23 protein-coding genes are annotated in these 22,651 nt (G+C 75.3%); 11 read left to right on the top strand and 12 right to left on the bottom strand.

Annotated features, from left to right (window positions below; all coding sequences use genetic code 11):
• Window positions 1–59: 59 nt before the first annotated feature.
• Both ACK586_RS19145 and ACK586_RS19140 read left to right on the top strand, forming a co-directional pair.
• A complete protein-coding gene (locus ACK586_RS19145; RefSeq protein ID WP_409332093.1) occupies window positions 60–878 on the top strand; it encodes an alpha/beta fold hydrolase in 819 nt (272 codons plus the stop codon).
• Window positions 859–1,476 carry a TetR/AcrR family transcriptional regulator gene (locus tag ACK586_RS19140; protein WP_409332092.1) on the top strand — a complete coding sequence of 206 codons (618 nt, stop codon included), beginning with the start codon at window positions 859–861 and terminating at the stop codon, window positions 1,474–1,476. The genes ACK586_RS19145 and ACK586_RS19140 overlap by 20 nt, the downstream gene beginning before the upstream one ends.
• On the opposite strand, the gene ACK586_RS19135 is transcribed toward ACK586_RS19140, so the two are convergent.
• Window positions 1,443–2,573, bottom strand: coding sequence for a serine hydrolase domain-containing protein (locus ACK586_RS19135; protein ID WP_409332091.1), 1,131 nt, complete (start codon window positions 2,571–2,573; stop codon window positions 1,443–1,445). The genes ACK586_RS19140 and ACK586_RS19135 overlap by 34 nt on opposite strands.
• Before the next feature lie 52 nt (window positions 2,574–2,625).
• On the opposite strand from ACK586_RS19135, the gene ACK586_RS19130 reads away from it, so the two are divergent.
• Entirely contained in the window at window positions 2,626–3,402 is a 777-nt protein-coding gene (locus tag ACK586_RS19130; RefSeq protein ID WP_409332090.1) for an SDR family NAD(P)-dependent oxidoreductase, read from the top strand.
• 89 nt (window positions 3,403–3,491) lie between these two features.
• Here the strand turns inward: ACK586_RS19130 and ACK586_RS19125 are convergent, their stop codons facing one another.
• From ACK586_RS19125 to ACK586_RS19105, 5 genes are all read right to left on the bottom strand, one after another.
• Entirely contained in the window at window positions 3,492–4,256 is a 765-nt protein-coding gene (locus ACK586_RS19125; RefSeq protein ID WP_409332089.1) for a hypothetical protein, read from the bottom strand.
• 117 nt (window positions 4,257–4,373) lie between these two features.
• Entirely contained in the window at window positions 4,374–5,483 is a 1,110-nt protein-coding gene (locus ACK586_RS19120; protein WP_409332088.1) for an alkene reductase, read from the bottom strand.
• A 31-nt stretch (window positions 5,484–5,514) separates the two neighbouring features.
• Window positions 5,515–6,432 carry a diguanylate cyclase domain-containing protein gene (locus ACK586_RS19115; protein ID WP_409332087.1) on the bottom strand — a complete coding sequence of 306 codons (918 nt, stop codon included), beginning with the start codon at window positions 6,430–6,432 and terminating at the stop codon, window positions 5,515–5,517.
• 59 nt (window positions 6,433–6,491) lie between these two features.
• Window positions 6,492–8,030, bottom strand: a complete 1,539-nt coding sequence (locus ACK586_RS19110) for an MFS transporter (protein WP_409332086.1) — start codon at window positions 8,028–8,030, stop codon at window positions 6,492–6,494.
• Window positions 8,031–8,128: 98 nt separating this feature from the next.
• Window positions 8,129–9,577 (bottom strand): MFS transporter, encoded by a 1,449-nt coding sequence (locus tag ACK586_RS19105; protein ID WP_409332085.1) that lies wholly within the window; start codon window positions 9,575–9,577, stop codon window positions 8,129–8,131.
• A gap of 188 nt (window positions 9,578–9,765) precedes the next feature.
• Here ACK586_RS19105 and ACK586_RS19100 point away from each other — a divergent pair, with 188 nt between their 5' ends.
• Window positions 9,766–11,001 (top strand): sensor domain-containing phosphodiesterase, encoded by a 1,236-nt coding sequence (locus ACK586_RS19100; RefSeq protein WP_409332084.1) that lies wholly within the window; start codon window positions 9,766–9,768, stop codon window positions 10,999–11,001.
• On the opposite strand, the gene ACK586_RS19095 is transcribed toward ACK586_RS19100, so the two are convergent.
• Window positions 10,944–11,570: a dihydrofolate reductase family protein gene (locus ACK586_RS19095; RefSeq protein WP_409332083.1), complete on the bottom strand. Its 627-nt coding sequence runs from the start codon at window positions 11,568–11,570 to the stop codon at window positions 10,944–10,946. The genes ACK586_RS19100 and ACK586_RS19095 overlap by 58 nt on opposite strands.
• Before the next feature lie 92 nt (window positions 11,571–11,662).
• On the opposite strand from ACK586_RS19095, the gene ACK586_RS19090 reads away from it, so the two are divergent.
• Window positions 11,663–12,487, top strand: coding sequence for an SDR family oxidoreductase (locus tag ACK586_RS19090; RefSeq protein ID WP_409332082.1), 825 nt, complete (start codon window positions 11,663–11,665; stop codon window positions 12,485–12,487).
• A gap of 42 nt (window positions 12,488–12,529) precedes the next feature.
• Window positions 12,530–13,606: a winged helix DNA-binding domain-containing protein gene (locus ACK586_RS19085; protein ID WP_409332081.1), complete on the top strand. Its 1,077-nt coding sequence runs from the start codon at window positions 12,530–12,532 to the stop codon at window positions 13,604–13,606.
• 7 nt (window positions 13,607–13,613) lie between these two features.
• Here ACK586_RS19085 and ACK586_RS19080 read toward each other — a convergent pair whose 3' ends face one another.
• The 4 genes from ACK586_RS19080 to ACK586_RS19065 form a co-directional block, all read right to left on the bottom strand.
• Window positions 13,614–14,150, bottom strand: coding sequence for an SRPBCC family protein (locus ACK586_RS19080; RefSeq protein ID WP_409332080.1), 537 nt, complete (start codon window positions 14,148–14,150; stop codon window positions 13,614–13,616).
• On the bottom strand, window positions 14,150–14,473 hold the full coding sequence (locus ACK586_RS19075) for an ArsR/SmtB family transcription factor (RefSeq protein ID WP_409332079.1): 324 nt from the start codon (window positions 14,471–14,473) through the stop codon (window positions 14,150–14,152). The genes ACK586_RS19080 and ACK586_RS19075 overlap by 1 nt, the downstream gene beginning before the upstream one ends.
• A 150-nt stretch (window positions 14,474–14,623) precedes the next feature.
• Entirely contained in the window at window positions 14,624–14,956 is a 333-nt protein-coding gene (locus ACK586_RS19070; RefSeq protein ID WP_409332078.1) for a thioredoxin family protein, read from the bottom strand.
• A gap of 106 nt (window positions 14,957–15,062) precedes the next feature.
• Entirely contained in the window at window positions 15,063–15,638 is a 576-nt protein-coding gene (locus tag ACK586_RS19065; RefSeq protein ID WP_409332077.1) for a TetR/AcrR family transcriptional regulator, read from the bottom strand.
• A gap of 90 nt (window positions 15,639–15,728) precedes the next feature.
• On the opposite strand from ACK586_RS19065, the gene ACK586_RS19060 reads away from it, so the two are divergent.
• The 5 genes from ACK586_RS19060 to ACK586_RS19040 are packed head-to-tail and all read left to right on the top strand — an operon-like array spanning window position 15,729 to window position 21,780.
• On the top strand, window positions 15,729–16,376 hold the full coding sequence (locus ACK586_RS19060; RefSeq protein ID WP_409332076.1) for a hypothetical protein: 648 nt from the start codon (window positions 15,729–15,731) through the stop codon (window positions 16,374–16,376).
• Window positions 16,367–17,590: an FAD-dependent monooxygenase gene (locus ACK586_RS19055; RefSeq protein WP_409332075.1), complete on the top strand. Its 1,224-nt coding sequence runs from the start codon at window positions 16,367–16,369 to the stop codon at window positions 17,588–17,590. The genes ACK586_RS19060 and ACK586_RS19055 overlap by 10 nt, the downstream gene beginning before the upstream one ends.
• Window positions 17,591–17,601: 11 nt before the next feature.
• Entirely contained in the window at window positions 17,602–19,683 is a 2,082-nt protein-coding gene (locus ACK586_RS19050) for a hydantoinase/oxoprolinase family protein (protein ID WP_409332074.1), read from the top strand.
• On the top strand, window positions 19,680–21,581 hold the full coding sequence (locus ACK586_RS19045) for a hydantoinase B/oxoprolinase family protein (RefSeq protein ID WP_409332073.1): 1,902 nt from the start codon (window positions 19,680–19,682) through the stop codon (window positions 21,579–21,581). The genes ACK586_RS19050 and ACK586_RS19045 overlap by 4 nt, the downstream gene beginning before the upstream one ends.
• A gap of 34 nt (window positions 21,582–21,615) precedes the next feature.
• On the top strand, window positions 21,616–21,780 hold the full coding sequence (locus ACK586_RS19040; RefSeq protein ID WP_409332072.1) for a hypothetical protein: 165 nt from the start codon (window positions 21,616–21,618) through the stop codon (window positions 21,778–21,780).
• Here the strand turns inward: ACK586_RS19040 and ACK586_RS19035 are convergent.
• Window positions 21,769–22,551 carry an MmyB family transcriptional regulator gene (locus ACK586_RS19035; protein ID WP_409332071.1) on the bottom strand — a complete coding sequence of 261 codons (783 nt, stop codon included), beginning with the start codon at window positions 22,549–22,551 and terminating at the stop codon, window positions 21,769–21,771. The two genes, ACK586_RS19040 and ACK586_RS19035, sit on opposite strands and share 12 nt — an antisense overlap.
• Between the last annotated feature and the right edge of the window lie 100 nt (window positions 22,552–22,651).

Raw genomic sequence — 22,651 nt, 5'->3', positions numbered from 1 at the left:
ACCCATGGGACGCCGGCGCGCCCTTGACCCGAAAGGCTAAGGATCATAGCTTTGTGGCTATGGACATTAGCTACCTGACCGTCGACGGCCGCCGCATCGCCGCCGAGGTGCGCGGGGCCGGGCCGCTCGTCGTGTGCTCGCCGGGGATCGGCGACACGCGGGATGCGTTCGGACCGCTCGCCGACCGGCTCGTCGCGCACGGCTTCCGCGTCGCCCTGCTCGACCTGCGCGGCCACGGCGACAGCGACACCGGCTTCCCGCGCCACGGCGACGAGGCCACCGCCGACGACCTCCTCGCCGCCGTCGACGCGTTCGGCGAGGACGGCGGGCCGGCCTTCCTGGCCGGCGCCTCGCTCAGCGCCGCCGCCGCCGTCGTCGCCGCCGGACGCCGGCCCGAGGCGGTCACGGGCCTGGTGCTCCTCGGGCCGTTCCTCCGCAACGGCGCCGGACCGCTGGCGCGGCTGGGACTGCGCGTGCTGCTGACCCGGCCGTGGGGGCCGGCGGCGTGGCGGCTGTACGCGGCGAAGCTCTGGCCGGGGCTCGGCGAGGAGGCGCGCACCCGCGCGGCACGGACGACCCGGCTGCTCACCCGGCCCGGGCGGTGGTCCGCCTTCGCCGCCACCGCCCGCACCGACCACGCCGTCGTCGCCCCGTGGATCCCGCGGGTCACGGCGCCGTCCCTCGTGGTCATGGGGGAGGCCGACCCGGACTGGAAGGACCCGAGGGCCGAGGCCGAGTGGGTCGCCGGGCAGCTCGGCTCCGAGGTGCTCGTGGTCCCGGGGGTCGGCCACGCGCCGATGCTCGAGGCCCCCGACGCCGTGGCGCCGCGGGTCCTCGCCTTCCTGGAGGGAGCCGCCGATGCCCCGCGCCGGCCTTGACCCCGACGTCGTCGTGCGCCGGGCGGGCGCGCTCGTCGACGCGCACGGGATCGACGCCCTCACCCTCGCCCGCCTGGCCGGGGAGCTGGGGGTCGCGGCACCGAGCCTGTACAAGCACGTCGGCGGGCTCGACGACCTCCTCGACCGCATGGCCGTGGCCGCCACGGCCGAGCTCGCGGCCCGCCTGGGCGCCGCGTCCCGGGGCCGGGCCGGACGGCGCGCCCTGGAGGCGATCGCCGAGGAGTACCGGCGCTTCGCCCGGGAGCACCCCGGCACCTACCCGCTGACCTCCCGTCCCCGGGACACCGACGCGTGGACGGCGGTCGCGGACGACGCCCTGGCCGCCGTCGCCGCCGCGCTGTCGGGCTACGGCGTCGGGACCGGCGACGTCCACCCCATCCGGGTCGTCCGCTCGGCCCTCCACGGGTTCGTCGACCTCGAGCGCACCGGCGGCTTCGGCCTGCCCGCGTCGGTCGACGAGAGCTTCCGGCACCTCGTCGACGCCCTCGACACGACGCTGCGCAGCCTCGGCGGGCGGGCGGGCGGACCGGCGGAGGGCGGCGGTCAGGCCAGCGAGTCGTACACCGCCTCGACGTAGGCCTGGGCGCGGTTCGAGCCGAGGATCCCGGGCGCCATCGCGTTCATCACGTAGCTGATCGTGAGCCGGCGGTCGAGGTCCATGACGGCCAGCGAGCCGCCCCAGCCGCCCCAGAAGAACGTCCGCCCCGCCGGCACGTACGGCACCACCGGCGAGCCCAGGCAGTAGCCGATCCCGAACCGGAACGGCTCGCCGAGCACCAGGTCGACGCCGTCGGACTGCTGCCGGAACACCAGGTCGATCGTCTCCGGCGAGAGCAGGCGCACCCCGCCGGCGGACCCGCCCAGCGACAGCACCCGCAGCACGTCCAGCACGCCGCGCGCGTTGGAGTGGCCGTTCAACGCACCCAGGTCGGCGGCCCGCCACTCCGGCGTCGTCGTCGCCTTCACCGACATCGTCGGCGCGGTGAACGTCCGCACCGAGATCGAGTTCGGGTCGATCTCCCCGGCCGGCTCGACCGGCGGCGGCGCGACCACCGGGGCGATCCGGTCCCGGTCCCGCTCGCGGGCGCCGACCTGGAAGTCCGCGCCCAGCGGGCCGGCGATCTCGTCCCGCACGAAGCCCTTGAACGTCTTGTTGGTGATCCGCCGGATCACCTCGCCGACGAGGAATCCCTGGTCGGCGGCGTGGTAGCCCGACGCCGTGCCCGGCTCCCACCACGGTCGCTGCGCCGCGAGCCGCTCGGTCGCCGAGGGCCAGTCGTACATGTCGCGCACCGAGAACGGCTGCTCCCACCCGGAGACGCCGGAGGTGTGCGACAGGACGTGCCGCACCAGCACGCCCTTCTTGCCGTTCGCGCAGAACTCCGGCCAGTAGTCGCCCACCGGCGCGTCGACGTCCAGCTCGCCGCGCTCGACCAGCACCAGCGCCGCCAGCGCCAGCACGCACTTCGTCGTGGACCAGACGTTGGTGATCGTGTCCTGCGTCCAGGGCGTCGTCCGCGCCTCGTCCCGGTAGCCGCCCCAGACGTCGACGACGGTCTCGCCGTCCAGGTCGACCGCGACCGACGCCCCCAGCTCGTCCTCGTCGAGGTGGCGCGCCAGCGCGTCCCGCACCCCGGTGAACCTGTCGTCCCACGTCCCGTGCACCTCTGCCACGAGGACCTCCTACCCCGATCCTGCTGTTCAACCGCCCGTAACCTCCTACCGCATGAGCGCCCGTCCCACCGCCCTGGTCACCGGCGCGAGCTCCGGCATCGGCGCGGCCTTCGCCCGGCGGCTCGCTGCCGACGGCTCCGACGTCGTCCTCGTCGCCCGCGACCGCGAGCGGCTGGAGGCCCTCGCCCGGCGGCTGCGCGACGACCACGGCGTCGCGGCCGAGGTCCTCGTCGCCGACCTGGCCGACCCCGCCCAGCGGCGCCGGGTCGAGGCGCGCCTGCGCGACGGCGAGCCGGTCGACCTGCTGGTCAACAACGCGGGCTACGCGACGCCGGGCGAGTTCGCCGACACCCCGCCCGAGGCGCTCGCCGCCAACCTCGAGGTCAACGTCGGCGCGGTGCTCGCGCTGACCCGCGCGGCGCTTCCGGGCATGCAGCAGCGCGGCAGCGGGGCCGTCGTCAACGTCTCGAGCGTCGCCGGCTTCCTGCCCGGCCGCGGCTCGGTCTACGGCGCCGGCAAGGCCTACGTGACCACCCTGTCGCAGAGCCTGGCCCTGTCCGCCGCCGAGCACGGCGTCCGCGTCATGGCCCTGTGCCCCGGCTACACGAGGACGGAGTTCCACCAGCGCCTCGGCCAGGAGCGCTCCGGGCCGGCCTGGCTCTGGATGGACGCCGACCGCGTGGTGGACGACGCCCTCGCCGACCTCGCCCGCGGCCGGGTGCTGTCGATCCCCGGTGCGGTCTACAAGGGCATCTACGCGGCCACCCGCATCGTGCCGCCGAGCCTGGTCCGCCGGCTCGCCGCGCGGTCCGCCCGCGGGCGCGGCTGACGCCCGAGCCGGGCGTTGTCCCTGCGGCGGCCGTACCCGGCCGCCGCACGGCCGGTTCCGGGACAACGCCCGACGGGTCGCCGACCTCCCTACCCGCTGGTGACCTCCTGCGGGGCCGCCGCCGGACGCCGGGCGCGCAGGAGCAGCAGGATGCTCGTGGTGAGCACCCACAGCATCATGAGGACGAACGCCGGGAAGGCGGCCCAGCCCAGGCCGGCCTCGTCGATGTCGGCCTGGAAGACCCCGCCGAGGCTCACGAGGAGCAGCACGGACACCACGGCCGCCCACCAGCCGATCCAGCGCGGCAGGGCGCGCGTGCCGACGATCGCCGCCGCCGCCCCGAGGAACAGGGCCGCCGCGGCGGGCACGCCGGCGAAGCCGACCCAGTCGTTCAGCACCGCCAGGGTCGTGAAGACGGCGGGGTCCTCGGCGATCTCGGCGGTCCCGGTCACCAACGCCAGGTAGAGGCCCTCGGAGACCAGGATCGTGGCGACGAACACCGCGCCGGCGATCGCGACCACCGCCGAGAACAACCCGGCGCGGCCCTCCGCCCGCCGCAGCCTGCTCCACAGGCCGGACAGGAACAGCAGGAACGCGACGTCACCCAGGAAGCCCAGCAGCAGCGACCACTGGTGACCGGTCCGGTCGGCGGCGACGTCGGCGGCGATCGCCGCACCACCCTCGTCGGCCATCGGCGTCCCCGGGGTGAAGAAGCTCGCGACGACGAGGACGAAGAACACCAGCCCCGCCACCGCCGCGACCAGGTCCCAGGTGTGGTCCCTCGCCGGCGTCCCGTCGTGCCGTGGGTCGATCCCGGCCGCGCCCGTCGCGGCGGTCTCGTTCGTGCGGTCCATGACCATCCCCTTCCGTGCTGTCAGGACCAGCTCGCCGGGTGTCTTCCGGCCAGGCGAGTGTGGACCCGCGCGGAGGAGGTGGCGGCGTTCCGTGCGCGCCGTCTCGACGCGCCGGCGTCAGCCCGCCCGGAGTGCCGGGTAGTCGGTGTAGCCCTCGGCGCCGTCGGCGTAGTAGAGGTGCGGCCGCTGCTCGTTCTCCGGGTGGCGCCCGGCCCAGCGCTCGACCAGGTCGGGGTTGGCGAGGGCGGCCCGGCCCACGGCGACGACGTCGGCGTGCGCGCTGTCGATCAGCGCGACCGCCTCGTCCCGCGTGGTGACCGAGCCGAAGCCGCTGTTGGCCATGAGCGGTCCGCCGAAGCGCCGGCGCAGCTCCTGCACCAGGTCGCCGGCGGGCTCGCGGTGCAGCACGGAGAGGTAGGCCAGGCCCAGCGGGCGCAGCCGGTCCAGGAGGTGCCCGTACGTGGCGAGGACGTCGTCGCGGTCGGGCTCGAGGGCGTCCTGGATGCCGTGCTCGGGGGAGATCCGCAGGCCCACCCGGCCGGCGCCGATCGCCTCCGCCACGGCGGTGACCACCTCGACGGCGAAGCGGGCCCGGTTCTCCGGCGAGCCGCCGTACCCGTCCTCGCGCCGGTTGGCCGCCGGGGACAGGAACTCGTGCAGGAGGTAGCCGTTGGCGCCGTGCAGCTCGACGCCGTCCAGCCCGGCCTCGACGGCCCGCCGCGACGCGTCGACGAAGGTCTGCACCCGCTCGCGCACCTCCGCGGTGGTGAGCGCGTGCGGCACCGGGTAGGGGTGCTTGCCGCTCGCGGTGCGGGCGACGCCGCCGATGGCGATCGCGCTGGGCGCCTCGACCCGGCGGCCGCCGTTGATCTCCGGGTGGGTGACCCGGCCCCCGTGCATCACCTGCATCACGATGCGGCCGCCGCGGGCGTGCACGGCGTCGGCGACGCGCCGCCAGCCGGCCACCTGCTCCTCGGTGACGATGCCGGGCTGACCCACGAAGGCCTGCGACTCGTGCACCGGGTAGGTCCCCTCGGTGACGATGAGCCCGAGCCCGGCGCGCTGCGCGTAGTGCTCGACGACCAGGTCCCCGGGGACGCCGAGCGGGCCGGAGCGCATCCGGGTCAGCGGGGCCATCGCCACGCGGTTGTCCAGCTCGAGGTCGCCCAGGGTCACGGGTGAGAAGAGGTCCACGGGAGGTTGTGACGACCAACCGACGGAGGGCATTCCGGAACGCGACCGGCATCACGCCCGGCCCTCAGCGCAGCGGGGTGGGCGGCTCGTCGCGCGCCGACCGCCGGCGGCGGTGCGTCTTGGCGCCGTACATGGCCCGGTCGGCGCGGGCGACGAGCTCGTCGGCGCTCTCGCCGGGCTGCCCCACCGCCGTCCCGATGCTCACGCCCAGGTGCAGCGTCCCGTCCGGCCCGGCGAACGGGAGCGCCAGGCGGGCGGCCACCCGCTGCGCCAGTCCCGCCAGGTCCGCCGCGGTGGCCGCCGGCCACACCACCACGAACTCGTCCCCGCCGAAGCGGGCGACCAGCTGGCCGACGTCGACGAGGCCGGCCAGCCGGCCGGCGGCCTCGGTGAGCACGCGGTCGCCGACGGCGTGCCCGTGCTCGTCGTTGACCGCCTTGAACCCGTCGAGGTCGCAGAAGAGCAGGCCGCAGGGCTCGCCCGCCGCCTGGCGCGCCCGCAGGACGTCGAACAGCACGCCCCGGTTGGCCACCCCGGTCAGGGGGTCGGTGTCGGCCCGCCGGGTGAGACGGGCCTCACGCTGCCGGTCGGCGGTCACGTCCACGCCGACGCACGCGACCGCGTACGGCCGCCCCGCGGCATCGGTGAGCACGGTGTTGCGCATCGCGACCCGCCGTCGCTCGCCCGAGCCGGTCAGCCAGTCGCCCTCCTGCGGGTGGGCCACGCCGGTGTCCATGGCCCGCGCCACGGCGTCCAGTGCCAGCTCGACGTGCTCGGGGACGACGTAGACGTCGGTGAACCGCCGACCCAGCAGCTGCGCCGGCGGGCGCCCGGTGAACCGCTGCAGCGCCGGGTTGACCAGCAGGAGCCGGCCCTCGCCGTCCACCACGCACAGCAGCGCCTCGGTCGACTCGGCGACGGCACGGAGCAGCCCGTCGTCCATGCCGCCGTTCCCGTCGGGGGAGGCGGGACGGGTCGACACCAGGGCGCCTCCCACTGGCTCCGGAACGGGCGCGGCCGGTCGCGCCCGGTCCCGGGAGGCTAGCTCCGCGCCGCCCGACCTGCAGCGTTCCGGTACGGATCCGGCTGCACCGGCTGCTCCCGGCCGTCGCCGACCAGCGTCCCGCCGGCCACGATCGCGGCCTGCGGGTGCCGGTCGGGCACCTCGGGCTCCTCCTGGGTGACCGGGTCGCGGCGGACGGCGGGGACCAGCAGGGCGGCGACGGCGGCGAGTAGCAGACCGGCGGCGGAGAGCAGGAACGCCGTCGTGTAGCCGGACTCCTGCGGCAGCCCCGAGGAGGTGGCGCCCGCCGTGACCACCCCGGCCAGGACGGCGGTGCCGATCGACCCGCCGATGGTGCGGATGTTGGTGTTCATGCCGCTGGCCACGCCGGTCTGCGACGACGGCACGGCGGCGACCACGAGGTTCGCCATGGCGGAGAAGGACATGCCGAACCCGACGCCCAGCAGGACGCAGACGAGGCCGGCCTGCCACAGCGAGTGGCCCAGCAGCGCGAACAGCGCGAACCCCGCCGAGGTGGCGAGGGCGCCGACGACCAGCAGGTTCTTCGAGCCGAACCGCCGGGCCAGCCGCCCGGACGCCAGCCCGATCACGAAGGAGCCCGCGGCCTGCGGCAGGAGCACCAGGCCGGAGGCGGTGATCGAGGCGCCGAGCCCGTAGCCGGTCGACTCCGGCGTCTGCAGGAACTGCGGGATGAAGGTGAAGCCGGAGTACATGGCGGCGCCGAACAGCAGCCCGACCACGTTCGCCGTCCAGACGCCCCGCAGCCGCATCATCCGCATGTCGATCAGCGGCTGCCGCGCGCGCGTCTCGACGCCCACCCAGGTGCCCAGCAGCACCGCGCTGCCGGCGAGCATGCCGAGCACGGGGCCGGAGGCCCAGCCCCACTGCGGCGCCCGGCTGATCGCCAGCAGCAGGCAGACCAGCCACCCGGACAGCAGGAGGGCCGCCAGCGGGTTCAGCGTGCCGCCGGTGCGCGACCGCGACTCCGGCACGACCCGCTGGGCCGCCACCGCGGCGAGGGTCACGAGCAGCATCGGGATCCAGAACAGCCAGCGCCAGCCGAGGACGTCGACGATCGGGCCGGCCAGGACGGTGCCCAGCGCGCCGCCGACCGCCATGAGCGAGGAGATCGTGCCGATCGTCCCCGGCACCCGCTCCGGGGGGAACTCGTCGCGGATGATGCCGAAGGTCAGCGGCAGCACACCGCCACCGGCTCCCATGAACAACCGGCCGACGATCATCAGCGGCAGCGACGTCGCCAGCGCCGCGAGCAGGCCGCCGACGGCGACCGCCCCCAGCGCGAGGACGAAGACCCGCTTCTTGCCGTACATGTCGCCCAGGCGGCCGAGGATCGGGGTGAACACCGCGGTCGCCAGGAAGTTGGCCGTGATCACCCAGGTGATGTCGGCCTGCGTGGTGCCCAGCTCGCGCTGCAGGGTGGGCAGGACGGGCGCCACCAGGCCCTGCTGCAGGACGAAGGCGACCACGCCGAGGGCCAGGACGGCATAGGTCACCTGGTAGCGGACGCGGGCCGGGGCGGGAGCTGCGACGGTCACGGCGGAGCGGATCCTCCGTTCAGGTTGCCGAACGCAACCGACGGTACGGTACGGCTTGCGGTAGGGCGGATCCAGCCGCTGCGGCGGGTCTGTGGGGGCTACGGATCGCTCGGCAGAGGGGCCAGCGGCGACGCCGCCGCCTCCGGCGCGCCGCGGGACCGGCGCACCCGGCGGGGCGCGGGCATGGCCCGGGTCGCGAGGGCGGCGGCCACCATGCCGAGCGTGAGCAGCAGGAAGCCGGTCGTGTAGCCGCTCTCGGTGGGCAGCCCGCCCGGCGGGGCCGACGACGTCACGACCGTGGCCATGACCGCGGACCCGATCGCGCCGCCGATGGTGCGGATGTTGGCGTTCATGCCACTGGCCACGCCGGTCTGCGCGCGCGGCACCGCGGTCACCACCACGTTGGCCAGCGACGCCTGCGTCGCGCCGGTGCCCAGGCCCATGAGCACGAAGGCGACGGCCAGCTGCCAGTGCGCGTCGTGGGCGACGGTGACCAGCCCGTAGGACAGCGCGGTGAGCAGCGTGCCGGCGGTGACCACGTTGCGCGGGCCGAACCGCTGCCCCAGCCGCCCCGCGACCAGGCCCGCGCAGAAGCCGGCGGCGGTCTGCGGCAGCAGCGCGAGCCCGACCTCGCCGATGGAGGAGCCGAAGCCGTAGCCGGCCTCGGGGGGCGTCTGCAGGAACTGCGGGATGAAGGCGAACGCCGCGAAGATCGTCAGCCCGACCAGGAAGGCGATCAGGTTCGCCGTCCAGACCGCGCGCAGCCGCATCATCCGCATGTCGATCAGCGGCTGCGCCGACCGCGTCTCCACCGTGATCCACAGCGCGAGGAGGAGCACGCCGGCGGCCAGCAGGCCGAGCACCGCCGGCGACCCCCAGCCCCAGGCGGTCGAGCGGCTCACGCCGAGCAGCACGCAGACCAGCCAGCCCGACAGCAGCAGCGCCGCCGGCCAGTTGACCCGCCCGGGCGTGCGCACCCGCGACTCCGGGACGACCCGGAACGCCGCGCCCGCCGCGGCCAGCGCGGCTCCCATCGGCAGCCAGAAGAGCCAGTCCAGCCCGAGGGCGGAGTCGATCGGGCCGGCGACGACCAGCCCGAGCCCGGAACCCGCGGCGATGAGGGACGACAGCGCCCCGATGGCGCCGGCCACGGCGCCGTCGGGGTACTCGTCGCGCAGGATGCTGTAGCCCAGCGGGACGACGCCGCCGCCCACGCCCTGCAGCACGCGGCCGACGACCATCAGCGGCATCGCGGTGGCCAGCGCCGACAGCAGGCAGCCGACGGCGAGCACCAGGAGCACGGCCACGACCATGCGGCGCTTGCCGAACATGTCCCCGAGCCGGCCCACGATCGGCGTGGCGACCGCGGCGGCCAGCAGGTTCGCGGTGAGCACCCAGGTGACGTCGGACTGGGTCGTGCCGAGAGCGGCCTGCAGCGCGGGCAGCACCGGGATGACCATCGACTGCAGCAGCGAGTAGGCGCACAGGCCCGCGGCGAGGACGAGGAAGGTCGCGCGCGGCGACGTCCGGGCGCCGTCCGTCGCCATGCGCCCCTCCCATCGCCCGGAGACCCTCCAGGTGGTTGCTACCGGCAACTCAGCACTCTGGCAGGCGCCCGCTCCGGGGCCAACGCGGGGCTCCGGCGCGTCGCCGGGGTGCCCCGTCGGGGTGAGGCGACTCGGGTCCCGGGGGACGGGTGCCGATGGGGAGGGGACACCTCCGGAAGGGGCTCCCCGTGCGTCGACACCGCTCGGCCGCCGATCAGCAGATCGCCGACCTCCTGGCCACGGCACGGAGGTCGCTCGGGATGAGCGTCGCCTTCCTCAGCCGGTTGGACGGGACCACGCAGCACCTGGAGGTGGTCGAGGCCGCCGCCCCGGCCCGGGTGCTCGTCCACGAGGGCGCGCGGGTGGCTCAGGAGACCTCCTTCTGCCAGGCGATCCTCGACGGCCGACTGCCCGCCGTGATCCCGGACGTGGCGCGCTCGCCGCTGGCCATGTCGCTGCCCTCGGCGCGCATCCCGCGCATCCGCAGCTACGTCTCGGCGCCGGTCCGGCTCAGCGACGGCCGCCTGTACGGCACCTTCTGCGCCTTCGGGTTCACCTCCGACCCCGAGCTCGGCACGCGCGACCGGGCGCTCATGGACGTCCTCGCCGGGGCCGCCGCGGTCGTCGTCGAGCCCGAGGTGCGCGAGCAGGAGCGGCGCAGCGACATCGACTCCCGGCTCGACCCGGTCGTGGCCGGGGGCGGGCCGGTCGTCGTCCTGCAGCCCATCGTCGACCTCGCCACCGGGGAGCGGGTGGGCGCCGAGGCGCTCAGCCGCTTCCCCGCCGACTGGGCCAAGGCGCCCGACGTCGTCTTCGCCGAGGCGCACAGCGTCGGCCGGGGCCACGAGCTGGAGCTGCTCGCCCTGCGCGGGGCCGCGGCGCACCTGGACCGGATCGGCGGGTACGTCGCCATGAACGTCTCCCCCGCCACCCTGCTGACCCGGCCCTTCACCGAGCTGCTGGGCGCGCTCCCGCTGGACCGCGTGCTGCTCGAGCTGTCCGAGCACGACCCGGTCGAGGACTACGACGCCCTGACCTCGGCCCTGCTGCCGTTCCGCGCGGCCGGCCTGCGGCTGGCGGTCGACGACGTCGGCGCCGGCTTCTCCTCGCTGCGGCACATCGTCGTGACCGCGCCCGACGTCCTCAAGCTCGACCGCAGCATCGTCGCCGGCGTCGGCACCGACCCGGTGCTGCGCACCCTCGTGGGGTCGCTGGTCACCTTCGGGCACGGCTGCGGCGCCACGCTGGTCGCCGAGGGCGTGGAGACGGCGGACGACGCCGCGACCCTGCTCTCCCTCGGCGTCGACCTCGGTCAGGGCTGGTTCTTCGGCCGCCCGGGGCCGGCCGAGGCGCTGGCCCCGGCCGCTCAGCTGTCGTACTCGGGCCCGATCGCGCCGGTCTCGACCTCGCCCGCCCGGGTGTAGGTGGTCAGGACGACGCCGGCCGGTGTCGTCCGCGACGTGGCCGGCCGCCAGCCGCCGGGGCGCGCACCCGCGCCGAACAGCCGCTTGCCCCCGGCCAGGACGACGGGGGCCACGACGAGCCGGAGCTCGTCGACCAGGTCCTCGGCGAGCAGGGTCTGGACGAGTCCCGGGCTGCCGTGCACCTGCAGCTCGCCGTCGCCGTCGGCCTTCAGCTGCCGCACCGCCGCGGGGACGTCGTCGCCCAGCAGCGTCGACCCGGCCCACCCGAGGGGGCCGCGCAGGGTGCGGGACGCGACGTGCTTGGGCAGCCCGTTGAGCGCCTTCGACACCGGGTCCTCGACAGGGACCTGCGGCCACGAGCCGGCGAAGATCTCGTAGGTCCCGCGGCCCAGGAGGAACGCCGAGGCAGGCTCGAACCAGGCGTCGATCTGGGCTCCGAGCGCCTCGTCGACATGCGGGACCAGCCAGCCGCCGTACCGGAAACCCCCCGAGGTGTCCTCGTCGGGACCGCCCGGGGCCTGCACCACGCCGTCCAGGCTCGTGAACATCGTGACCACCAGCGGGCGCACGGCTCTCCCTCCCGCGCCCGCGCGGTGCGGGCGACGTCAGGGCAGACGGCCCGGACCGCCGCGACTCATCGGCAGCGGGGTAGACAAGGGGCATGTCGAAGACCTGGTTCATCACCGGCGCATCCCGCGGCTTCGGGCGGGAGTGGGCCGCCGCCGCGCTCGAGCGGGGCGACCGCGTCGCGGCCACCGCCCGTGACGTCGCCACCCTCGGCGACCTCGTGCAGCGGCACGGGGACGCCGTCCTCCCCATCGAGCTGGACGTCGCCGACCGGGCGGCCGACATCGCCGCCGTCCGCCGGGCCCACGACGCGTTCGGTCGCCTGGACGTCGTGGTGAACAACGCCGGCTACGGCCAGTTCGGCATGGTCGAGGAGGTCAGCGAGGCCGAGGCGCGGGCGCAGCTCGACGTCAACCTCTTCGGCGCGCTGTGGATCTCCCAGGCCGCGCTGCCGCTGATGCGCGCGCAGGGGTCCGGGCACATCCTGCAGGTGAGCTCGATCGGCGGCATCGTCGCGCTGCCCAGCGTCGGCATCTACAACGCCAGCAAGTGGGCGCTGGAGGCGTTCAGCCAGTCGATGGCCATCGAGGTCGCCCAGTTCGGCATCAAGGTCACGATCATCGAGCCGGCCGGGTACTCCACCGACTGGTCGGGCTCCTCGGCCAAGCACGCCGAGCCCGACCCGACCTACGACGAGTACCGGGCCAAGGTGCAGGCCACCCGGGCGAAGGCGGCGCAGTCCGCTGGCGACCCCGCCGCGACGGCCGCGGCCGTCCTCCGGCTGGTCGACGCCGAGGAGCCGCCGCTGCGCGTGTTCTTCGGCAAGGCGCCGCTCGCGATGGCGACCAAGGAGTACGAGCGCCGGCTGGCCACCTGGCGGGAGTGGGAGGAGCTGTCGATCGCCGCGCACGGCGGCTGATCGCGGCCACCTCCTGACACCTGGTGGCCCTACGGTCGCGCCATGACGACCACCGCGGCCCAGGTCCTCGGTGCCCGCGTCCGCGCGCAGCAGCTGGACCGGGACGCCGGCACGGTCGCCGGCACCGCCGTCCTGGACATCGGCGTCCAGGACTCCGGCACGGACGGCGGGGCGTGGGCCCTGGCCCTGCGCGGGGTGGTACTGCAGCCGGGCGAGCTGGCCGCCGTGTGGAGCATCCGCGGCGCCCCGCACCTCTACCGCCGGGCCGACCTCCCGGACGTCGCCGCGGCCACGGCTCCCTTCTCGGAGGCCGACGCGGCCAAGCGGGTCTTCGACGCGGCGCGCCCGCTCAGGGCGGCGGGCATCCCGGTGCTCACCGCGCTGGACACCGTGGCGGCGGCGATGCGGACGATCGCGACCGGGCCGGTGGTCAAGGGCGAGATGTCCAGCCGGCTGACCGCAGTGCTGGACCCGCCCTACCTGCGCGAGTGCCGGCCGTGCGGCGCCGTCCACACCTTCGAGCAGCCGTTCCGGCTCGCCGCGCTGCGGGCCGGGCTGGAGCTGCAGCCGGGCACCTCGCCGCCGGTGCTCCGGCCGGTGCCGGGGTTCGCACCGGCCGGGACGGCGCCCGAGCGCCTGGACGTCGTCCGCGCCTACCTGCGGCTGCTGGGGCCGGCCACCCCGCAGCACGTGGCCGCCTACCTGGACGCGCCGGTGACGGACGTGAAGGCGCGCTGGCCGGACGACGCCGTCGAGGTGACCGTCGACGGCGGGCGGCGGTGGACCCTCGATCCGGAGGGGCTCGCCGGCGACCCGCCGGAGGGGACCCGGCTGCTCGGGCCGTTCGACCTGTTCCTGCAGGCCCGCGACCGGGAGCTGCTCGTGCCGGACGAGGCGCGGCGCAAGGCGATGTGGCCGGTGCTCGGACGGCCGGGCGCGGTGCTGTCCGGCGCGCAGCTCGTCGGCGCCTGGCGCCCGCGCAAGGCCGGGTCGTCCCTCTCGGTCGCCGTGGACCCGTGGGTGCGGATGACCGGCTCGCTGCGGACGGCGGTCGAGGAGCAGGCCGAGCGCCTGGCGGCGTTCCGCGGAGTCCGGCTGAGGGCCGTCGAGTACTCCTGACCCCCCGTCAGCCGTCGGTGGCCTTCGGGATCTCCGCGCCCGAGGGCAGGCCGGTCGCGACGTGCGCGGCGTAGACCGGCTGCCAGTCGTCGCCGTCGTCCCCGTGCGGGCCGCTTCCGGGCCGCCCGTCCAGGAGCCTCGCCAGGGAGCGCAGGCACACGAACCAGCCGCTGGCGTTGCGTGCGGCGGCCGCGCGGTCGTCGAGCACGTTCAGCAGCGTGAGCCGGCAGCCGCCGTCGGCCTCCTCCAGCGTCAGGTGCACCTCGTCCTCGTACCAGGAGAAGGCCAGCCGGTGCGGGGGCTCCCAGGCGAGGACGACGCCCTCGGCGTCGACCGCGTAGGGGTCGGCGGAGAAGGTGATCCGCCCACCCTCGCGGGGCTCGATCGTGACGGTCGAGGGGAACCAGTGCGCCAGCTCGGCCGGGTCGCTCACCGCGCGCCAGACGCGCTCGACCGGGTGCGGGTAGGTCCGCACGAACCGGACGGCGGGCCGTCCGTCGTGCTCGACGTAGGTGCCCAGGTCGGTGCTCGGGACGGCGTCCATCAGCTCTCCTCCGGCTCGGCGGTCGCGTCCAGGTGCGCTCCGACGGTGTCGAGCGCGGGGTTCCACAGGTCGCGGTAGGGCGCCAGCCAGGCGTCCAGCTCGGCCAGCGGCACGGGATCGAGGGCGTAGATGCGTCGCTGCGCCTCCGGAAGCACCCGGACCAGCCCGGCCTCGCGCAGCACGCGCAGGTGCTTGGAGGTGGCCGGCTGGCTCAGCCGGAGCTCACCGACGAGCTCGCCGACCGCCCGGGGGCGGCGGCGGAGCAGGCCGAGCACCGCCCGCCGGTTCGGGTCGGCCAGCGCCGCCCACGTCGCCTCCCGCATGACCGCGAACATGCCTCGCCGGACATATGCCTGTCAAGGCATATGTCCGGTCCCATGGTGTGGGCCCTTCCCGACCTTGCCGGGGGATCCCGCCCGCAAGGTGGGGAAGCCGCCCGCAGAGCCGACCCGGGCGGGCGCCGCGGCGGATCGTCAGGCCGAGACCGGCAGGTGCGGCGCCAGCGCCTCCATGATCGCCCAGCCGGGGCGGCCGCCCACCAGGGTCAGGACGAGCTCGCCGCCGACGAACAGCCCCATCGTCGGCATGCCCATCACCTGGTAGCGCCGGGTCGTCTCGGGGTTCTCGTCGACGTCGAGCACGACCACCCGGAGCCGGCCGGCCTGGTCGTCGGCCAGCCGGTCGAGGGTCGGGGCGAGCATCCGGCAGGGTCCGCACCAGGTGGCACTGAAGTCGACCAGGACCGGGAGCGGGCTGCGCAGGACGTCCTCGGCGAAGGTGGCGTCGGTGGTGACGGCGGCGGGCATCGCAGACCTCCTGGGCGGACGACGGGGTGTCGGCGTCCAGCGTCCGCGCGGGCACTTGCAGCCGACTTGCGGCCGGCACCGGCGTCGGCGCCGCGTCGAGGCCGGGTCAGCGCGGAGCCACGAACGGGACGAGCACCTCGTCCACGACCTGCGTGACGACCTCGTCGGTGATCGGGTCACCGGTGATCAGGAACCGGTGCCAGAGCAGGCTCTGCCCGAGCTCGCGGGCGATCTCCACCGGCACGTCGGGACGCACGTCGCCCCGGGCGATCCCCCGCTGCAGGAGAGCGGCCATCTCCTGCTTCCGCCAGCCGATGGCCCCCTCGCGGAAGGCCGCCGCGAACTCGGGGTCGGCGGCCATCGCCGCGACGACCGCCCGCAGGACCGGGGAGGCCGGCCCGGTGAGCACGGCCGCCCAGCCACGCATGATCGCCAGCATGTCGGTCCGGTAGCTGCCGGTGTCACCCGAGGGGATCGCCGCGGTCGCCTGCCGGAGGAGCACGTCGCGCAGGAGCGCCGCCCGGTCGGGCCAGCGCCGGTAGAGGACCGGCTTGCTGGTCCCCGCTCGCGCCGCGACCGCCTCCATCGTCACCGCGGCCGGACCGCGCTCGACCACCAGCGCCACGACGGCCTCGGCGATCGCCGCCTCCAGCGCGGCACCCCGCCGCCGCGTGACCGCCATCCGACCCCCGCGAGAGAAACGCTTGCGTGTCTTGTCCAGGGAGCCTACCGTCCGCGCCACAAGAAACGGACACGTATCTCTGGAGCGGTCATGGACCTCCCCCTCCTCACGGCCCTGCGCACCGTCGCCAGCGCGACGGTGCGCTTCGAGGCGCATCCGCACGGCCGGCGGCGGGTGACGATCGACCACCGCCCGCTGGACGGCGTGACGCCCGCCGGGCTGCTCGCCTGGTTCGGCAACCTCGGCGCGGACATGGACTACGACGGCCGGCGGGTCCCCCGCTACCTCGCCTGGCACCCGCTCGACCACGTCCGCTGGGAGCTCGCCCGGCGCGCCCCGGACGGCGGAGCCGGCGAGGGCGCCCGGTTCCGGATCGTCGAGCGGTTCGCCGGCCGCCCGGAGTACGCGATCGACGTCGTCGACCGCGTCGAGAAGCTGGACGGGACGGGCATCCGCCTCGTGCAGCGGGTCGCCGGCCGGATCGTCACCAGCCTGGAGCACACGTGGTCGGCCGGGCGGGGCCGCACGCACTACGTGAGCGTCCTCGACCTGGGCGCGCGGGGGCCGCTGGCCCGCCCGGTCAACGCCGTCCTGGGCCGTCGCTTCCCCGACGACATGGTGCGCGCCTGGGTGCGGCACAACGTCGAGGAGGTCGGCCGCCTGGAACTCCTGCTCCCCCTGCTGTCCGGCGGAGCCCTCCCCGCCGGCGCATCCGCCGGGAGTGCGGCGTGCGGATAGCCGTGGTGGGCGCGGGGATCGGTGGGCTGGCGACCGCGGTGGGCCTGCAGCGCGCCGGCGCGGAGGTGGTGGTCCTCGAGCAGGCGCCCCGGATCCGCGCCGTCGGGTCGGGGTTGTCGCTGTTCGGCAACGGTCTCACCGCGCTCGACGCCCTCGGGCTCGGCGCTGCGGTGCGCGCCCTGACCGTACCGGGGGACCCGGACCTGCAGGCCGGGCAGCGGCGACCCGACGGGAGGTGGCTGCTCCGGACACCCCCGGCGGCGGTGGGCCGCCTCCGCGTCGTCCACCGCGCCGACCTGCACCGGGTGCTGGTGGACGCCCTGCCCCGGGACCGGCTGCGCACCGGGGCGGCGGTCGCCTCCGTCTCGGCGGACGGCGAGGTGCTCCTGACCGACGGCTGCCGCGGGCAGTACGACCTCGTGGTCGGCGCGGACGGCATCCACAGCCGGGTGCGCGCCGGCTGGCCGGGGGACCCGGGCCTGCGGTACGCGGGCTACTCGGCCTGGCGCGGGGTGACCGAGCGCCCGGTCGACCTGCGCGGCGCGGCCGGGGAGACCTGGGGTCGCGGGCTGCGCTTCGGCACGGCCCCGCTGCGCGACGGGCGGGTCTACTGGTTCGGGGTCGCCTGCCTGCCGGCGGGAACGGTGCTGCCCGACGAGCACGGCACGCTGGTCCGGTCCTTCGCCGGCTGGCACGAGCCGATCGCCGAGCTGATCGAGGCCACACCTCCCCCGGCGGTGACCCGCACCGACGTGCACGACCTCGCCGGCCGGCTGCCGACCTTCGTCCGTGGCCGGGTCGCCCTCCTCGGCGACGCGGCGCACGCCATGACCCCGGACCTCGGACAGGGCGCCAACCAGGCGCTGGAGGACGCCGCGACGCTCGGTCGGCTGGCCGCGGGGATCGCGGCCGAGGAGCAGCCGCGCGCCGGCGCCGTCGAGGAGGTGCTGAGGCGCTACGACGCGCTCCGCCGCCCGCGGACGCAGGCGCTGGCCCGGCGGGCCCGGGCGGCCGGCGCCGTCGCCCAGGCGCGGGGCCGGGCCACCGCCGGCCTCCGGGACGCGCTGCTGCGGCTCGCGCCGCCGTCGGCCCTGGCCCGGCCGCTCGCCCGGATCCAGGACTGGCGACCCCCGGCCGAGGTCACCATGCTGGGCGCGCCGCCCCGTCCGGGAGACGGCCCGTACCCCTCCCGCCGACAGGTACCTCAACGCTAAGGTTTCTCTCCATGACCGCAGCGCCCGCGCGCCGGATCCGGATCGGCATCGACACCGGGGGCACGTTCACCGACGTCGTCGCGGTGGACGAGCAGACCGGCCGGACCACCACCACCAAGACGCCGTCCACGCCGGCCGACCCCGCCGAGGGCTTCCTCGCCGGCGTCCGCAAGGTGCTCGACCTGATGGACCTGACCGGCGGGTCGGTCACCGCCGTCAGCCACGGGACGACGGTCGCGACCAACCAGCTGCTCGAGGGCAAGCTCGACCGGATCGGCTTCATCACCACCGAGGGCTACGAGTCGGTGCTGGAGATCGCCCGCCAGTCAGTGCCCGACGGCTACGGCAACAGCTACTTCTGGGTGAAGCCGCCGCGGATCGTGCCGGCCGACCTGGTCCGCACGGTGCGCGGCCGGCTCGACGTCAAGGGCGAGGAGGTGCGGCCGTTCGACGTCGACGACGCGCGCGCCGCCGCCCGGTTCTTCCGCGACGCCGGGATCACCACCGTCGGCGTCTGCTTCCTGCACGCCTACGCGAACGACGCGCACGAACGGGCCATGCTCGACGTGCTGCGCGAGGAACTGCCCGGCGCGGTGGTGTCGCTGTCCAGCGAGGTGCTGCGCGAGTACCGCGAGTACGAGCGGTCGGTCACCACCCTGGTCGACGCGGCGGTCAAGCCGAAGGTCGGCGCCTACGTGACCAACATCCGCACCCGCCTGGACGAGATCGCCCCGGGCGTGCCGTTCTACGTGATGAAGAGCAACGGCGGGGTGCTGTCGGCCGAGGAGGTCGTGCACCAGCCGATCACCACGATGCTCTCCGGCCCGGCCGCCGGAGCGCTGGGAGCCGCGCTGATCGCCGGGGCGGCCGGCTTCGACCGGGTGCTGACCTGCGACGGCGGCGGCACCTCGACCGACGTCACGGTCGTCGTCGACGGCGAGCCGACGCTGACCACCGAGGGCTCGGTCGGCGACTACCCGAGCAAGATCCCGATGATCGACGTCGTCACCGTCGGCGCCGGCGGGGGCTCGATCGCCTGGCTGTCCCCGGAGGGCTCGCTCAAGGTCGGCCCGCAGTCGGCCGGCGCCGACCCCGGCCCCATGTGCTACCCCGCGGGCGGCGACCGGCCGACGGTCACCGACGCCCACGTCGTCCTCGGCCGCATCCCCCCGCACCTGCTGGGCGGGGAGATCCCGCTGTCGGTGGACGCCGCCCGGGCGGGGCTGGAGCGCCTGGGCGAGCAGCTCGACCTCTCCCTCGAGCGCACCGCCACCGGGATCCTGGAGATCTCGGCGTGGAACCAGGCCAACGCCCTGCGCCAGGTGACGGTCGCCCGCGGCCTCGACGTCCGCGACTTCACGCTCACCACGTTCGGCGGCTCCGGCTCGCTGCTGGCCTGCCGGCTCATGGACGTCCTGGGCCTCCCCCGCACGCTGGTGCCACCGAACCCGGGCAACGTCAGCGCGTTCGGCCTGCTCACCGTCGACGTCCGCAACGACTACGTGCAGACCGTGGTGTCCAGGCACGCCGACCTCGACCTGGACCGGGTGCGCACCGTGTTCGCCGGCCTGGAGGACCGCGCCCGCTCCGCCCTCGACGGCGAGGGCTTCGCCCGCGCCGACCAGCGGATGCAGCGGACGGCGGACCTGCGCTACGTCGGGCAGGCGTTCGAGGTGCGCGTGCCGGTCACCGACGGGGACCTGGACCGGGCGGCGATCGACCAGGCCGCCGAGCAGTTCCACGCCGCGCACCGGCAGCTCTACGGCTACGACTTCGCCGACGACCCGCGCCAGGCCGTGGAGTGGGTGAACCTGCGGGTGAGCGGCATCGGGCCGATCCGCCGTCCCGACCTCGTCGAGCTGCCCCCGGCCGAGGGCGGGACGGACCGGGCCGTCACGGGCTCCCGGCGGGTCTTCTTCGACGACTGGACCGACACCCCCACCTACGACCGGACCCGGCTCGCACCGGAGGACGTCGTGGCCGGACCGGCCATCATCGAGGAGTTCGGGTCCACCGTCCCGGTGCACCCGGGTTTCGCCGCCACCGTCGACGCGCACGGCAACCTGCTGCTGACGAAGGAGTCCGACCGATGACCAGCCAGAACGGCCACTCCGGCGGAACCGGCCAGCAGAAGGTCGAGGCCGACCCCGTCCTCGTCGAGATCGTCGCCGGCACCCTCGCGGCGATCGAGCGCGAGGTGGAGACGGCGATCGGGCGGACGTCGAGATCGCCGATGATCCGGGACGCCCACGACTTCCGCGCCGGGATCCACGACCGGCAGATGCGCAAGCTCACCGGCCGCTCGTACTCGGCGCTGGTGCAGCCCGTGGTGCGCGACTACCCGATCGAGACCATGAACGTCGGCGACGTCTACTTCCACAACGACGTCTACCTCTCCGAGGGCGGGATCGGCCATCTGCCCGACCTGTGCGTCACCGTGCCGGTCTTCGCGGGCGACCCCGAGACCGGCCGGCCGGAGGTCGTCGCCTTCGTGCAGGCCTTCGGCCACCACGACGACATCGGCGGCGCGGTGCCCGGCTCGATGCCCTCGGCGGCCACCTCGGTGTTCGAGGAGGGCCTGATGGTCCCGCCGATCAAGCTGTGGGACCGCGGGGTGCCCAACGAGAGCGCGCTGAAGATCATGACGCGCAACTCGCGGATGCCCGACTCCCTGGCCGCCGACCTCGACGCCGAGTGCTCGGCCTGCCTGGCCGGGGCACGGCGGCTGGGCGAGCTGTTCGACCGGTACGGCGTGGCCGCGGTCGAGGCGTGCTTCGAGGCGATCCTGGCCGGGTCGACCGAGGTCTACCGGCGGGAGATCCTGTCGCAGATCCCCGACGGCACCTACGTGTGGGAGGACTACGCCGAGCACGACGGGGTCGAGCAGCCCCAGCTCCACCGGCAGCGGATCACGCTCACCATGGACTCCACCGCCGAGGTCCCGCTGGTCATCGACTTCACCGGCACCGGCCCCCAGGCCAAGGGCCCGATCAACCACTGCGGCGACTACGCCGACGGCAACTTCCTCAAGAAGTGGCTGGCGCCGATCCTGCGCAACCTCGCCGCGACGCCGGAGCGGATGGCCCAGCTGGACGTCAACGAGGGCGTCGTCCCGCTGATCGAGATGCGGTTCCCGGAGAAGGGGACCCTGCTCACCCCGATCTTCCCGGCCCCGACCAACGCCCGGACCTTCGTCATCCTGCGGCTGCTGGGCGTGCTGGCCGGCGTGCTGGCCAAGGCCACCGGCGGCCGGATGCCGGCCGACCAGGAGACGATCCGCTACACCGGCGTCTACGGCACCGATCACGACGGGCAGCCCTACCTGATGCGCGAGGTGCTCGGCGGGGGCTCGGGCGGCCGGTACTACGCCGACGGCGAGGACACCATCCACGTCGTCCCGGACTCGCGGAACCTGCCGACGGAGTTCACCGAGTCCCGCTTCCCGCTGCGGGTGGAGCGGCTGGGCCTGGCGGTGGACTCCGGCGGACCGGGGCGCTACCGCGGGGGTTGCGGCTACGAGAAGCACATCCGGGTGCTGCGCGACGCGCACTTCATGTCCATCGCCGACCGCTCGATCCTCGCCTGCTGGGGCGTGAACGGCGGCAGGGCCGGGCGGCCGTTCTCGATCACGGTGGACCCGGGCGGCCCGGACGAGCACGAGGTCGACGCGCTCGCCGACGCCGAGCCGCTGCCCGCCGGCACCGTCGTGCGGATCCGCACCACCGGCGGCGGGGGCTGGGGCGATCCGCTGGACCGGCCGGTCGTTGAGGTGCTGCGCGACATCGCCTGGCGCAAGGTGTCGGTGGCCGGCGCCCGCGAGGACTACGGCGTCGTCGTCCGGGACGACGGCAGCGCCGACGAGGAGGCCACGACGGCGCTGCGCGACCGGTTGCGGGCCGCCCGCACCGGGGACGAGCCGTTCTTCGACCGCGGTCCCGGCTACGCGCTGCTGTCCGGCGGGGCCGCCTCCAACGAGTTCGACGTCCTGTGAGCGCGGTCCCCCGGTCACGGGGCAGGCTGGACCCATGAGCGAACCCCGCGAGGCGAACGAGACCGAGGGCAACAACCTGCGCCCGGGCCAGCACGACGAGGGCGGCCACGGCGGCATGGCCACCCGCGAGCTGGAGGCGGAGGACAGGGCCGCGCAGGCGGAGGACGGGGCCGGCCGGGCGGAGGACTCAGCCGGCTGACGCGGCCCGCAGCGCGTCGGCCGTCGCGGTGTCGGCCGGCAGGAACGCCTCCACGCTGAGCTCGGCCGCCGTCACGTCGACGGCGGTGCCGAAGGTGGTCACCGTGCCGACGAACGACAGCACGCCCGCGCCGGTGCGCAGCCGCAGCGGGACGACGATGCCGTCGGGCGTCGTCCGGTCGGTACCGCCGGGCAGGGCGGCCAGCTCCCGGTGCAGCGCCGCCAGCGCGGGATCGCCGGTCAGCTCCACCTCGCGGCCCAGCCGGTGCAGCACGTGCGCCCGCCACTGCGGCAGGTTGCCGATCCGCGGGGCGAGCCCGTCGGGGTGCAGGCTCAGCCGCAGGACGTTGACCGGCGGCTCGAGCAGGTGCGCGGCCACGCCCTCGGTGAGCAGCGCGACGGTCGCGTTGGCCATCACGAGCTCCCACGCGCGGTCGACCACCAGCGCCGGGTAGGGCTCGTAGGCGCGCAGCACCAGGTCCAGGGCGCGGGTGACCGCGGCCATGTCGGGGTGGTCGAGGCCGCGCTGCCCGTACGCGGGGGCGAAGCCGGCCGCGAGCAGGAGCTCGTTGCGCTCCCGCAGCGGTACCTCCAGCTGCTCGGCCAGGTGCAGCACCATGTCCCGGCTGGGCCGCGCGCGGCCGGTCTCGACGAAGCTGAGGTGCCGCGTCGAGACGCCGGCGTCGCTGGCCAGGTCGAGCTGGGAGAGCCGGCGCCGGCGGCGCCAGTCGCGCAGCAGCTCCCCCACGGGCGGGCGGACGGCGGTGGTCACCCGTTGCTCCTATGTCAAGCCGCGGCTGGAAGGCACGTTCCAGCCGCGGTGTCGGTCGGTCGAAGCAGGTTGAAGACGATGCGAGCCAGGCGGCGCTTGA

Origin of the sequence: Trujillonella humicola (assembly GCF_046233715.1) — a bacterium.
In the GTDB taxonomy this organism is placed as follows: Bacteria; Actinomycetota; Actinomycetes; order Mycobacteriales; family Geodermatophilaceae; genus Trujillonella; species Trujillonella humicola.
This window is presented reverse-complemented; position numbering and strand designations above follow the sequence as displayed.

Bases quoted from the DNA above. Each gene is read 5' to 3' on its own strand.
- ACK586_RS19145 (WP_409332093.1), top strand. From the start codon at position 60: ATGGACATTAGCTACCTGACCGTCGACGGCCGCCGCATCGCCGCCGAG.
- ACK586_RS19140 (WP_409332092.1), top strand. From the start codon at position 859: ATGCCCCGCGCCGGCCTTGACCCCGACGTCGTCGTGCGCCGGGCGGGC.
- ACK586_RS19130 (WP_409332090.1), top strand. From the start codon at position 2,626: ATGAGCGCCCGTCCCACCGCCCTGGTCACCGGCGCGAGCTCCGGCATC.
- ACK586_RS19125 (WP_409332089.1), bottom strand. From the start codon at position 4,256: ATGGACCGCACGAACGAGACCGCCGCGACGGGCGCGGCCGGGATCGAC.
- ACK586_RS19120 (WP_409332088.1), bottom strand. From the start codon at position 5,483: ATGCCCTCCGTCGGTTGGTCGTCACAACCTCCCGTGGACCTCTTCTCA.
- ACK586_RS19105 (WP_409332085.1), bottom strand. From the start codon at position 9,577: ATGGCGACGGACGGCGCCCGGACGTCGCCGCGCGCGACCTTCCTCGTC.
- ACK586_RS19090 (WP_409332082.1), top strand. From the start codon at position 11,663: ATGTCGAAGACCTGGTTCATCACCGGCGCATCCCGCGGCTTCGGGCGG.
- ACK586_RS19085 (WP_409332081.1), top strand. From the start codon at position 12,530: ATGACGACCACCGCGGCCCAGGTCCTCGGTGCCCGCGTCCGCGCGCAG.
- ACK586_RS19080 (WP_409332080.1), bottom strand. From the start codon at position 14,150: ATGGACGCCGTCCCGAGCACCGACCTGGGCACCTACGTCGAGCACGAC.
- ACK586_RS19075 (WP_409332079.1), bottom strand. From the start codon at position 14,473: ATGCGGGAGGCGACGTGGGCGGCGCTGGCCGACCCGAACCGGCGGGCG.
- ACK586_RS19070 (WP_409332078.1), bottom strand. From the start codon at position 14,956: ATGCCCGCCGCCGTCACCACCGACGCCACCTTCGCCGAGGACGTCCTG.
- ACK586_RS19065 (WP_409332077.1), bottom strand. From the start codon at position 15,638: ATGGCGGTCACGCGGCGGCGGGGTGCCGCGCTGGAGGCGGCGATCGCC.
- ACK586_RS19060 (WP_409332076.1), top strand. From the start codon at position 15,729: ATGGACCTCCCCCTCCTCACGGCCCTGCGCACCGTCGCCAGCGCGACG.
- ACK586_RS19050 (WP_409332074.1), top strand. From the start codon at position 17,602: ATGACCGCAGCGCCCGCGCGCCGGATCCGGATCGGCATCGACACCGGG.
- ACK586_RS19045 (WP_409332073.1), top strand. From the start codon at position 19,680: ATGACCAGCCAGAACGGCCACTCCGGCGGAACCGGCCAGCAGAAGGTC.
- ACK586_RS19040 (WP_409332072.1), top strand. From the start codon at position 21,616: ATGAGCGAACCCCGCGAGGCGAACGAGACCGAGGGCAACAACCTGCGC.